The sequence below is a fragment of the Paraneptunicella aestuarii genome (assembly GCF_019900845.1).
Classification (GTDB): Bacteria; Pseudomonadota; Gammaproteobacteria; order Enterobacterales; family Alteromonadaceae; genus Paraneptunicella; species Paraneptunicella aestuarii.
Map to the genome: position 1 here is coordinate 3,236,321 of NZ_CP074570.1, position 13,661 is coordinate 3,249,981.

General features: G+C 42.0%; 8 protein-coding genes. 3 read left to right on the plus strand and 5 right to left on the minus strand.

Annotation, left to right across the window (positions count from 1 at the left end; translation table 11 throughout):
• Window positions 1-85: 85 nt before the first annotated feature.
• A complete protein-coding gene (locus tag KIH87_RS12205) occupies window positions 86-1,270 on the minus strand; it encodes a hydroxymethylglutaryl-CoA synthase (protein ID WP_232358143.1) in 1,185 nt (394 codons plus the stop codon).
• Between the two features lie 289 nt (window positions 1,271-1,559).
• Here KIH87_RS12205 and KIH87_RS12210 point away from each other — a divergent pair, with 289 nt between their 5' ends.
• The 3 genes from KIH87_RS12210 (at window position 1,560) to KIH87_RS12220 (ending at window position 3,952) form a co-directional block, all read left to right on the plus strand.
• Entirely contained in the window at window positions 1,560-2,474 is a 915-nt protein-coding gene (locus KIH87_RS12210) for a LysR family transcriptional regulator (RefSeq protein WP_232358144.1), read from the plus strand.
• A 217-nt stretch (window positions 2,475-2,691) separates the two neighbouring features.
• The gene (locus KIH87_RS12215; protein WP_232358145.1) at window positions 2,692-3,324 is read left to right on the plus strand and encodes a DsbA family oxidoreductase; all 633 of its coding nucleotides are present in this window, start codon (window positions 2,692-2,694) and stop codon (window positions 3,322-3,324) included.
• A gap of 52 nt (window positions 3,325-3,376) precedes the next feature.
• Window positions 3,377-3,952, plus strand: coding sequence for a flavodoxin family protein (locus KIH87_RS12220; RefSeq protein ID WP_232358146.1), 576 nt, complete (start codon window positions 3,377-3,379; stop codon window positions 3,950-3,952).
• 394 nt (window positions 3,953-4,346) lie between these two features.
• On the opposite strand, the gene KIH87_RS12225 is transcribed toward KIH87_RS12220, so the two are convergent.
• From KIH87_RS12225 to KIH87_RS12240, 4 genes are all read right to left on the minus strand, one after another.
• Window positions 4,347-9,326 (minus strand): FimV/HubP family polar landmark protein, encoded by a 4,980-nt coding sequence (locus KIH87_RS12225; protein WP_232358147.1) that lies wholly within the window; start codon window positions 9,324-9,326, stop codon window positions 4,347-4,349.
• 485 nt (window positions 9,327-9,811) lie between these two features.
• Window positions 9,812-10,828 (minus strand): aspartate-semialdehyde dehydrogenase, encoded by a 1,017-nt coding sequence (locus KIH87_RS12230; RefSeq protein ID WP_232358148.1) that lies wholly within the window; start codon window positions 10,826-10,828, stop codon window positions 9,812-9,814.
• Between the two features lie 22 nt (window positions 10,829-10,850).
• Window positions 10,851-11,972, minus strand: a complete 1,122-nt coding sequence (locus KIH87_RS12235; protein ID WP_232358149.1) for a 4-phosphoerythronate dehydrogenase — start codon at window positions 11,970-11,972, stop codon at window positions 10,851-10,853.
• A 656-nt stretch (window positions 11,973-12,628) separates the two neighbouring features.
• Window positions 12,629-13,465, minus strand: coding sequence for a hypothetical protein (locus tag KIH87_RS12240; RefSeq protein WP_232358150.1), 837 nt, complete (start codon window positions 13,463-13,465; stop codon window positions 12,629-12,631).
• Window positions 13,466-13,661: the final 196 nt, after the last annotated feature.

Here is a 13,661-nt window from a genome sequence, read left to right on the forward strand (position 1 = left end):
TAACGACCTTTAATAAAACCGAATAAAGTTAGAATGAGAAGGCGCCTGAGCTAGCGCCCGATCTTGTAATGGCTCAGAGTGAGCCCTATGCCTTTTCTACTGCCTGATACTGGCGAATGTTGTCCACGACACCACCCATACGGAATGCAGAGTTAGTCACTGCAGGGTATTCAATCGTGCCGCGAGCATCGTCTTTGGTTTGATACATGAAACGCTCATAATTCTGATAACTGAGGCGCTCACGATTTTGCAACATGCTCTTGTGTTCCTTGGTTGGTAAGCCTCGACGGTAGTTAGGTTGAACGGTTCCTGAGAAGAATTCACCAACACAGCCAGAGCCATAGCTGAACAAGCCGATTTGCTGACTCGTCATGTCACCGTCATAATTTTCCAGAAGGGAAATCAAACCAAAATACATACTGGCGGTATAGGTATTACCAATGTCTTTACCGTAGATTTGACTGATGGTGTAGCTTTCGTCTTGATGATCAGCCATTTCATCAGCAAACTCGGTTTGCAAATGCTGATAAGCCTTCTTCGCCATTTTGGTGAAAGGTTGATGGAAACATAACCAAGGCAATTCGTTGAGGCTCTTGCCACCGTTTTCTCTATAGTGCTTATAAGCTTCTGCCATAGAGTTGAGATAGCAGTTAATTGACAATTCACCGTCAACTAATGCATGTTGCATGTGATTGGGACGCCAGAAGTCCATCACGTCTTCGGAGTACAAACCGCGCTGAGAGTCGAATGCAATGATGTCAGGGTTTTGACTGATCACCATCGCAACGGCACCCGCACCTTGAGTACACTCACCCGGGCTATTTTGTTCATACTTGGCAATATCGCTAGCAATAACCAATACACTTTCATGTGGACGAACAGTAACAACGTCACATGCCATTTGAATTCCAGCCGTTGCACCGTAGCAAGCTTGCTTGATTTCAAATGCACGAACATTTGGACTAACGTCGATCATGCCAGTTAAATAAGCCGCGCCAGATTTAGATTGATCAACACCTGTTTCTGTCGCAAAAATAACCGTTGAAATAGATGCTTTCTGCTCTGGAGTCATATCATCCAGAATCAGTTTTGCCGCATTAGCAGCCATTGTGACAACATCTTCGTCCGGTGCAGGAACTGCCATTTTTACCTGACCAATACCATGAAGGTATTTGTTAGGGTCGATTTGATGCACTCCTGCCAGGTCATCTAATCCCAAGTAATACTCGGGTATATAAAAACCCATTTTGTTTATGCCGATTTTTGCCATAATATTCACCTGTACTTAGCACTAATAAAAAAACTCACGTTTAAAAAATAACAATCACAGACTGTTACAAAGAGAATTAGCCAAAACAGATAAAGAGCACTTCTTATTGTTATTATTAAATCCTTTACCTTTTAAATTTGATAAATAAGAAAACGATTTAGGACTTAATTTTTCGTTTAATATTCGTACCAAATCATGTAGTTCGGGTAATTTCTTGCTCTGGCATTCTATAGACTGGTTATTGAATGAAAATTGAAAAAAGTAGTTAAACAGTAATGAGAAAATTCATATGTTTTCCAGAATCACACTAGAAATGTGGCGTGTTTTCGTCACCATTGCAGAGGAAGGAAGTAGCGTGAAAGCCGCTTCTGTACTGCATAAGAGCCAATCAGCCATAAGTCACTCAATAAAAAAAATGGAGAGTGAACTTGGCAAGCCATTATTTAAAATTGAAGGGCGATCTTCGGTCTTGACGACATTGGGAAAGATACTTTTACCTAAAGCTCAACGCCTTTTAGGTGATGCAGATGGTATTGAGAAATTAGGTAAACAATATCAACTTGGATTTATGGATGAAGTGGGAATTGCATTAGATGTATTAGTTCCTGCAAGTGTTATTCATGAAACAATTGAGAGATTTGGTGTTATTTATCCAAATGTTTCCTTACGTATTTATGAGACCTCTCTTTCAGGTACAAAACAACTATTAGATGAAGGAACTATTGCATTGGGCATTTCCAGTACCATGCCAAATGACATCATCATTGAACCCTTTATGGATATTCCAATGATTTGCGTCTGCTCCCCTTCATTTAGTCTGGCTGAGGAAGAAAAGGTTACTCAGAATGACCTTAAACGCTTCCGACAAATTGTTATTCGAGACTCGGGAAAAAGTAATATCAGTAGTGGCTGGTTAGGCTCCAGCAATCGAATTACAGTGACTCACATCCATACAGCTCTGAATATGGTTGATTCAGGAATTGGTTATGCCTGGCTTCCTCATCACCTGGTTCAACCTTATGTTGAGAGTGGTCGATTAACCTTTATTCAACTCACGAAAGGCGCGACTCGAAGTGTGAATCTTCAAATTGGACTACGTTCAGAACTGATGCAGATTGAAGAAATCCAAACACTGTTTGACCTGTTAAAAGCCGTTTCAATCAGTGATGACATTGTATCCAACCCTATTCAACTCACTGGCTAGGGCTTTTTTGCTCCTCATTTTTACACGATCAATTACCCTACAATATTCACTTGAACTCAGCATGGAACGCTAAGTTTCAAGTTAGTATTCACTTCGCCCAAATATGCTTCGCCTCGCACTATTTGAATTTTTTAGATGACACGTGCCAGTTTTATTCAGTGGTTATCCCCTCCTCGCTCCCATACCATCATCATGCAACACACAGCGAGGATAAAAAATGAGCAAATTAACCGTAGAATTTTTCCATGACGCGGTTTGCGGCTGGTGCTATGTCCAAAGCCCCAGGTTACGCAAAATTGCGCAGGAAATGGATATAAAAGTCGTACAACGATGTTTTGTTTTACAGCGTAACAATCAAGAGATTATTCAGCGCTTTGGCTCTTTGGAACAGGCCAAAACTGAAATTCTTGGGCATTGGGTTGCCTGTAAACAACATGCTGACGATCCCACATCAATTGATATTGAAGGTATGGCAAAACAACCATTCACATATCCTAGTGGTTACCTGGCAGCATTAGGTGCCAAAGCTGCTGAAATGATGGGCGACAGCGATAAGCATTGGGATTTTTTCGACGCTATTCAAAATCAGCATTTACGCATTAACAACAATATTGGTGATGCCAGCATTTTGATCGAAACAGCACAAAGCATTGGATTGAATCCCATTACATTCGAAGAAAAACTGCATAGTGATGAAGTCAAAGCAGCCGTTGAAGATGATTTATTGCTGGCTCGTCGTTATCAGATCCGTAGCATTCCAACCTTGGTAATTAATGGTGAGAAGGTTATCTCGCAAACATTAAGCCTTGAGCAAATGCGTCAAGTTTTTAGCCAGCTACTTGCTGCCTAAATCTCAGCTATTAAACAGACCTGAAAACAGGTGTATTACAGGAACTAACAAAATGAACAAATTAGTCATCCTTTTTCATAGTGGTTATGGGCATACAGAGAAGCAAGCACATAGTGTTTTGGAAGGTGCTAAAAAAGTTTCAAACGTAGAAGCAAATCTTATGGCGATTCCAGAAAATGGTGAATTGTCGGGAGCACAATGGGAAGAATTAGCCGAGGCTGAAGGTATTATCTTTGGCTCTCCCACCTATATGGGCGGTGTTTCATGGCAGTTCAAGAAGGTCGCAGACGCTTCTTCCAAGCCTTGGTTTGGTCAGCAATGGAAAGATAAAATTGCTGCGGGTTTCACTAATTCAGCAACAATTAATGGCGACAAATTCCTTACGGTTAACTACTTGCAAACACTTGCCATGCAACATGGCATGGTTTGGGTTGGAGTAGGTTTAATGCCTTCCAATGCAAAAGATGCAGACCGTAATGACATTAACTACCTTGGCGGTTTTAATGGCTTATTCGCGCAATCACCTTCAGATTCTTCACCTGAAGAAGGCCCTCTTCCTGGTGATTTGAAAACAGCAATCCTGTTTGGTGAACGTATCGCAAACGCGGTTGCCCGCTGGAATAAGTAGATTTAACAATTCTGGAGAAGAAATCTCTGGATTAATTACCCCTTTGCGTAAATCAACTTTCAATCCCTGGACAAGTTGATTTACCAATGATTGGTTTTCCTTAAGGACGTATACACGGAAAGCCAGTGTTCACAACGACACCTTGTTGTGAACACATGTACCATCAAACTCGGAGCTTAGGTGGTATTTGAGGCGACTGCATCCCCCCCACACCACGCAGCAGTCGCCTCTCCCCATCGTATCTTTTAAGAATTCAATCCAACGCTCAGTTCTGGCTCAGTACACAAAGAAATAGATAAGAAGAAAATGATGGTTCGAAAAACAAAAATGACCGGTTAAAACCAGCCATTCAGTATTCGATATTTGTTTTTATGCGTTTAATAACGCTCAGTACCTATTGAGCTCTTTCAACCAATTCCAGTAGTTCTTTGGCTTCTTGTTGTTCTTCGGCTGTACCATTTTCCATTACTTCACTAATAAACTGTCGAGCTGATTCCATATCATTAATTTCCATATAGGCTCGCGCCAGATCCAGCTTGGCATCAACGCCACTATCTTTATCAACATCAATAATATCAGCGTCATCAGTAACGCCTGTAAACTCGCCAAGTTGAACATCCAGATTTAATTCCGGTTCTGGCATATTCTCGCTTTCAGCTTCCATACTTTCAGCCAATAAGGTTTCTACATCCTTAAACTCGCTAACCAGCTCTTCATCGGCTTGTGACGATTCAGGCTCAAGTGGGATATCTTCAACAGGTTCAACCGTCTCCTCACTCAACAAAGCATGCAAATCCAAATCTGGATTATCTGGCAAAATGAACCTTTCTGGTTGTTCCTGCTCTTTTTCCTGAACTGAAGGTGCAATACTTTCAGAAAACGACTCTTCATTTAACAGAGCTTCAATATCAATACCGCCCTGTTCGTCTTGCCCAAAATCAATATCAGGTTCGACGGAGGACTCATTTTCCTCATCCGGCCCATCAATGCTATTTAACAAGTCATCAAAAGAGGTATTTTCAAGCCGCTCTAATACTTCAACATCTTCATTGTCTGATTCTGAATCGACAAAATCGCCAATAGACTCAGGAGACTCTTCGGAATCAGTTAATGCATCAGCCAAATCCGCCATTTCAGAATCTTCGGTGAACTCCCCAAAATCAAAATCAGGTTCGCTGGCTTCATCTTTCGTAGTTTCTGGCAAAATATTATTTAGCGATGATTCTTCATCAGGTAATTCAACTGACTGACCAGCAACTGAGAATTGCAAATCATCCAGGGCTGGAAGATCGTCATCATCAAATGACTGCCCTCTAGCCTCAATATTACTCTCTTCGGTAACATTCGTTTCAATGACTTGTTCAAGGATGTTTTGAGCGTCCTGAGCAGGAGCAGACTCTTGAGCTTTAGCAACAACTTCATGCTCTTCACCCAACCAATCGCCAAGCCCAGGCATGTCAGCAAGTTCGTCTTGCAATTCTTTGTCTAATTCAGACAGACTTTCCTCTGTTCCTGAAACAGAATTATTAGGTTCCGGCTGGGATTCAGCCTCAAATTCATCAGCCGGTCTTTCCTCAGAAGTGCTAATCAGTTCGGCGTCATCGAAATCTTTTAACGCTTCTTCTAACTGATCGACTTCATTCATATCAATGATTGCGGACGTGTTTTCCTCATCAGACAATTGTTCTTGCAAACTTGCCAGATCGTCTTCTAATTCCTCATTCTCCGATAAAGAGGCATCGGAAGAAGGCTCTATTTCAGTAGCTTGAGCATCATCTTCATAATCCGCATCGAAATCATCGGCATCTGACAGCTGAGCTTTTAATGAAGCCAACTCAGCGTCAGCATAGTCATCAAGTTCTAATTCATTTTTGTCATCACTGGTATCATCAACGGCGTCTTCGATAGAGTCAGCGACTTCTAACTCCAACTCATCCCCATCAAGCACATCCCCATCAAGAGAATCTGTATCAGAAGCGTTTTCTGGTTCAAGCTCTGGCTCAATCTCTAGTTCCAGTTCTGACTCATCATCTTCCATCAGCAGTTCAACAGCCGCTTCTAACTCATCGCTCAATGTATCTTGAGTACCATGAGAATCTTGAGATGCGTCAACGGTCTGAGTTTCTTGCAAAAAGTCTTCATTTTCAGATTCGACAACTTGCAGTTCTTGTTCGACTGTAGATTCGGTATCCGCTGAGGGTTCGATATCAGCTAAAAGCTCTTCATCTTCCAAGAGCTCTTGCCCCGCTGAGGGCTCTTCATCATCTAAGAGCTCTTGCTCCGCTGAAGGCTCTTCATCATCTAAGAGCTCTTGCTCCGCAGAGGGCTCTTGCTCCGCAGAGGGCTCTTGTTCCGCTGAAGGCTCTTGCTCATTGGGTTCATCCAAAAATCCGGTATTGGATACCTCTACATCATCAAATGACATATCGGGTTCAATAAACTCTGCGCTTTCCTCAGCAGCCTCCTGCCCAGACTCTTGTTCAGACTCTTGTTCAGTTAGCCCGCTACCTTGAGGGGATGGTGGTGGAGTTTCAGGGTCGAAATCCAATTCATTCAACAAGTTTTGATAATCTTCCTCTGATAATGAATCGATTTCATAAACCCTTTCATCCTGAGTTTCTTCTGAATCAGCTAACGATGCATCAGGGTATTCCTGATCTTGAACGGCTGCCCCAGAAGGCATCGCTGAAGACTCATCATCCATGCCCAATTCAGCCAATAATTCATTAGCTAAGTCCTCTTCATCGAAAGATAAGGATTCCACTTCCTCATTATCGACTTGTGGCTCTTCAAGCGTATCAAAGTCGGCATCTGTTTCACTAGCGTCTGAGGGTTCTTCTGCAATACCAAACTCGGCAAGCAACTCATCTGCCAAATCGTCCTGTTCACTTTCAACTTTTTCAGGTTTTGACTCGGCTTCTGCTTCATCAGTTATCCCCATTTCAGCTAAAAGCTCATCCGCTAAATCATCTTGAGCATGGTCGACGTTATCGGCGTCGTTCATTTCGGGTTGAGCGTCAGACTCACTTTCCTCAATACCAAATTCAGCCAATAATTCATCGGCAAGGTCGTCTTGCGCATGGTCAATTTCATCTTCTACAGCTTCAGGCTGAGAGACTGATTCTTCCGTAGTACCATCAATGCCGAATTCGGCCAGCAATTCATCAGCAAGATCATCTTGTACATGCTCGGCTTCGGCTTCCTCTACTTGCGTTTGAGTTTCAGGTTCTTCCGAGGCTTCTTCCTCATTAATTCCAAACTCAGCAAGTAATTCATCTGCCAAATCATCCTGTCCGCTTTCAGCTTCATCAGATGTTGATTCTTCTTCATCTGTGATACCCATTTCAGCTAACAGTTCATCGGCCAAATCATTTTGAGCTAAGTCATCTTCGGTTTGAGTTTGTTGCTCTTCTTCACCTTGAATGCCAAATTCAGCAAGTAGATCATCAGCTAAATCATCTTGGACAGATCCCGTTTCAACTTTCGGTGCGGGTGCGGGTGTCGGTTCATCAGCCATACCCATTGCGGCAAGCATTTCATTGGTAAGTTCACCAGAGAACGCTTCTCCCTCAGAGGTTCCTTGTCCCGCTGAAGGCTCTTGCACATCACCAAAAACAGGTTCAGGAACATCAATAGCTATTTCAGGATCGCCGGGAGCTTTATTCGGAGCATCTTTAAGCTCTCTGGTTAGTTCTCGGGTGAGATCATTTAATTTACGATTCTGCTCACCTAATTTTTCACTGACTTTCTCAATGGCATCTTCAGATAAAATAGGTTCGTCACTGATACCCAGATCACTAACTGGATCAAAGACTTCAGGTTTAGCTGCCCGCTCACTACTTTTCTCAGCTTGAGCTTCTTGATTTTGTCCTGCACCGTCTAAAGCATCAGGTACTCCTAACTCAGCCAAATCTTCTTCAATAATTTCTTCGATAGCATCTGATTCAGGATTAATTTCTATTTCTGCGCCAGTATCAAATAAGTCTTCATCCAATCCCTCTATGACGCCATCTAATTCTTTATCCAAATCAGACACATCTTCAGATTCAGTAATTTCAATGCCATCATCTTGCAGATCGTCCAAATCCAATGCGCCAGCAAGTAAATCATCTTCGTCCAAGACATCATCCAAGGTGTCGCTGTCGAACATTTGGTCAAGGGCGTCATGTTTCTCCAGATCCTCAGGAACCAACATATCGTCGTCCAGATCACTGTATGAACCCAATTCATTTTCCAGTACATCATCCAGAGATTCGTCGAGCTCTTCCGCCAGCACATCATCAAGAAGGTCGTCATCACCAAAAAGATCGTCATTGCCTAACTCGTCGGCTTTTTCACCCTTTAGATCCTCAGAGAGTACATCAGAAATATCATCCAATTCCGCCACTTCTGCCGCAGATGTATCAACAAAGTTCATACTTTCAGAAACAGACTCTTTGTTTTGGCGTTTCAGCAACCAGAACGCTAAACCAGCTAATAAAGAAATCGAAAATAAAACCGTGACACCAATCAGAAAGGCTGGCTCTTTGACGAAATCAAACGTATTTCCTTTAGAGGACTGTTCCTGCGCTGACTTTCTGGCATTGGCGACCAACTCATTTTGAAGCGCCAGAATTTGATCCATTTGACGCTGCACTTCACCATCGTTTCCAATTCTTCCGCGCAGGTCTTCGATATCTTTGTTGACGGTATCTAAACGTTCATAAATCTTCTTGTTTTCATTCAATAACGTCTGAACGCTGTTAATAGAATCGGCAAATTGTTGCCGTATTGCTTCAAACTGCTTTTGCTGTTCAGCGTCGATTTGATTGAGTTTGCTTTCCAACTCATCTTTGGTTTGAGTTAAATCTGTTCGGCTAGCCAGTTTCTCTGGTGGCTTAAGGTTTTTCAGGCTGGATCCGGGAGCAACTTTGGATTCCCAGGCTTCATCGTCCTGGTCAGATTTCAGTTTTGCATCTTCGGGATTAATTCTTGCGATATAACGTTCAGATGGCAGCATCAAGGTAACGCCATCTTTCATATGATTCAGGTTATCACTGTAAAAAGCGTCAGGATTTAGCTCCTGAATGGCCACCATGACCTGATAAATGGAAAGATTCTTATTTTGACGATAGCGATCAGCAATACGCCATAAGGTGTCGTCAGCATCAATGGGGCCATAGGAAACGCCGGCATACTGCTCGGTCGCATTTTTCGGGCCTTTAATTGGAACCTGCTTAAACTCTGCAGCATTGAGACTGGAAAGACTGAAAATGCCTAACCCGACAAGCACTATAAAGGTTAGTGCCAGTTTAGTAACAGCTCCGTTTCCGAATACTAACGTTCGGATATTGGTTAAGCCTGTTTGCAAATTTCCGTAATAATTCTTAAGCACTTAATTGTTTGCCGTCATGGATTTTTATTTGTTATTTCAGCACTGGCATGGAGTTAGGCGCAATATTGCCCTAGTCTCAACCAATCTCTCTTATATACCAAGCGTAAGCAAGACACGTTCCAAAACTTACTATAAACCAGATAATCCCCTTAATCTATAAAGCGCCAAGTGAAAATCAAGCTTATTATCAGATGCTTACCAATCATGCCACGCTGCATACATTCAGGTGGTGATTCGTTACCTTTCCCAAATGGCATTCGTGGTTTTACATCGGCCTATATTCAAAATAGTTGAGGAATATCAGCTAGCTGAGTCAAGAAATTGACAAATATTCCTATTAAACTACTTTCCCGCTAATAACCGAAGAAAACAAAAAACAGTCTGGCCGAACCCCTACATTGAAGATTTGACTTCGACCAGACTATTGTCAGATATCCTTATCTGTCGCGCAAATAACTTATACAAGCCATCTGCAAACTATCTATTTACAGGTAATCGCGAACCAACACTTCTGCGATCTGAATACTGTTAGTTGCAGCACCCTTGCGCACATTGTCAGAAACGATCCACATGTTAACGCCATTAGGATGAGTAATGTCTTTGCGTAATCGGCCAACAAATACATCGTCTTTACCGCTGGCATTGCCCACCTGGGTTGGAAAATCTTCACGATCTTCAAGAAAAGTCACGCCCGGCGCATTTCTTAGCAAGTCTTTGATTTGCTCAATATCAACAGGCATACGTGTTTCCAAATGCACAGCTTCACCATGTCCGAAAAATACCGGTACACGCACCGCAGTGGCGTTCACCAAAATATCATCGTCACCCATGATTTTCTTGGTTTCCCAAGACATTTTCATTTCTTCCTTGGTGTAATCATTATCAAGGAAAACATCAATTTGAGGGATACAGTTAAATGCAATTTGACGTGAGAAAGCTTCAACATCTACGGGTCTACCATTTAACAGATCTGCCGTTTGCTTTGCCAATTCATCCATTGCACTCTTACCTGCACCGGAAACGGATTGATAAGTCGCCACGTTAATACGATCAATACCGAATACATCATGGATAGGTTTTAACGCTGCAACCATCTGGATGGTCGAGCAGTTAGGATTCGCGATGATATTACGATTTCGATAATCAGCTAGTGCCTGAGGATTCACTTCTGGAACCACCAAAGGAATATCGGGTTCGTAGCGATACTGAGAGGTATTATCGATAACAATACACCCGGCTTCAGCAGCGATAGGTGCATACTTGGCTGAAACACTTCCACCAGCCGAGAAAAAGCCAATGCTAACCTGTGTCCAGTCGAACTTATCAGCATCTTCTACAGTAATGTCGCGTCCCTTAAACGTAATTGTCCCGCCAGCAGAGCGAGAACTAGCGAGCGGAAAGAGGTTCTCAACAGGGAAATCTCTTTGCTCCAGAATTTCAATCATGTGTTGACCAACAAGGCCGGTTGCGCCTAATACGGCGACATTAAAGGCACGTGACATTTAGCCCATACTCCTGAGTTTGTTAACTACCAAATCCGAGGCCATAGATTGCCTGTGAATTACACAAATTTCCAGCATTAACTTTGAAGTATTGAAACTCTCTTCGAGCCCCGTACTGCTTGCGAAACAAGCGAAACTCATCAGCGTTTTTTACCCTTTTTCGAAAGTCCAAATTATCCTGGTAAATATCGTACACTTTACTAACTAATTCCAATGCATCTGGCACGGTAAATTCTGCTTCAAAATACGACAAATCCGCATTATCAATTGCTGGTAGAAATTCATCCAGAGTCAAGCTTGGCTCTATCCCAAACTGCTGGCATAGCGCCTGATACACCATTGACGTTCCTTTCGCCTTTCCTTCTATGGTATGCCCGGCGATATGAGCGGTTGCCAAATCGGTATAATCAACCAGCTCGAATAAAATATCCGGCTCATTTTCCCAAACATCTATGACCAGCCCAAATTCAGCACCTTGCCGCTTCACATCCAATAGCGCGTGATTATCAACCACTTCTCCCCGACAGGCATTGATAAAGCATTGCTTTTCACCAAGCTGAGCCAAACGGGCAGCATCAAACATGTGATAAGTAGGATGTTCTCCTTCTTTAACCAAAGGCACATGCAAGGTAATAAGATCGCACTTCATGATCTCATCGAAATTAACAAACTCGCGTTTATCGCCAGACGCTTGAAGTGGTGGGTCATACAAAGCTGTTCGGATCCCCATGGCCTGCAAGCGCTCATTCAAACGCCCACCAATATTGCCTACACCCACAATACCTATACGTTGTTCGAGTAAATCAAATTGCCGCTTTTTAGCCAAATACAGCATAGCGCACAATACGTATTCCACCACCGCAACAGCGTTACAACCCGCAGCGTTGTACATAGGAATGCCTCTGGATTGCAGGTAGGTTTTATCAAAGTGATTAGAGCCCGCCGTTGCCGTACCCACAAATTTCAGGTTTTGACACTGGCCTATAAGCTGCTCATTGACCTCTGTGGTTGAACGCACAACCAACACATCGGCATCCTGGATTTGCTCAGCAGTAACAGTAGAAGCGGAAAAAGTCTGGCATTGGCCTAATGAGGAAAAAAAGGCCTCTCCGTAGAGCAAGGTATCTTCACAATATATTTTCATGATAGTTGTCAGAGTAACGACTTATCCGGACATACAGCCACAAATAAGAACGTGAAAAATACGGAAAAGTATTGTTAATAAGAGGGCGCTAAGAGTGCCATAAATAGTAGATATAGAAAAGTAAATCACCTGAGCAGATATGAAGAGCGGCAAGCTCAATATTATTCAGACATCCACTTTGTTATCAAATCTCAAAAATAGTGTGCGCATGCACCATACAATGGGATATATCACTCCGGTGCATATAAGAATAAACAGAGTTAATTGTTCAAGCCATAACGTGTATTCAGCTATACCAAGCAAACGATTAAATACGAAAGTATATGCATACAACCCGGAACAGACCCAACTATACTGTTTTAATACTGAACATAGATATTGACTAAAAAGAAAGAAACGTTTGCTTGGAAGGGATGCAAGCAACACCCCAACCGTAAATAACAGAACAGAACAGATACTGTCTAATTCAAAATTGCCTTCCAAATCTGGGTTTATATATTTAAAAGACGCATAGCAAACCAAAAGGTAGGCGGCGGGGAATATTCGGCCTGAATTACTGGAATATGCAAAATTTAACGAAACAAAAAGTAAAATCGTAATACCAGAAATAAGATAATAAGACATGAAATATCCTCGAACGCCTCCCTGTTACTTCACTAATAGCAGACGGTTTGAGCGACAAGAACCCCCGTTCGCCCGGTATAATGTATATGACAATTAAATGTGTCTATTGAAAACAACCAATTACCGTAATTATAACCTCCGTTATAATTCTCTGTTCCAGCCAGAGGAGAGCCTCCACTACTGCCACTGCCACTTCTTTCAATAGTCATTTTTCCACCTTTGAAAACCAACTTATCCCCAGGTTGCAAGTCTGTCTTATACCAATCGGTGGACTGTAACAGTTCGTTAATTACCACAGCAGATGCTGACTCAGTTAAACCTGCCATCAAAGTCGTATTTAACGCTGCTGCAACTTTCTGGGCAATGCGTCCAATAGCATTTGTAGTAGCGACAGCAATAACAAGCCTCCGAGCTTCATTATTTCCATTAATAAATTCATCTGTAACGGTAAGTGTAATCTCGCTATTGTTTATTGATGTTACTATGTAGTTGACAAATTCAACTTTCATCCAGTCATCACAAGAATATTGATCGTCATATTGACACTCTAATGGTGCGTCATAAACAACAATCCCATTTCGACTTTTTCCCTGAATAACATCTATTTGATAGGTATCAATAAACTCTTTAAGAGAAAAACTATAAGATACATTTCCTTGAATTCGTACATCAAAACGTTGAGATAGAACAGTCTCGTGAAAACGTTTTTTTAATATACCTAATACCGTTTCCCGTACATCACAAGCAGAATCACATTCTACAACAATGGGATCTCTGTCAGGCAAAGTCGCGACTTCAGAAAATGCAGAAAAATGGAATAAGCAGGATACAAAAATTAATGAATTGAAAAGCTTTCTAAAAATAGTCATTTAGTCATCCTTAAATCTTAAATCTTAAAAACATCCAGTTTCACAGCAACTCAACTGTAAGCTGTGGTTCACAATATACTTCAAACCAATCCGGTCAAATAACATATATCGAACGATGATATCGGACATCAAATACGCAGCCTTCCTTCATACAGACCCTGATAGTATAAAAACCGAAGTATTTGATACCCATAGA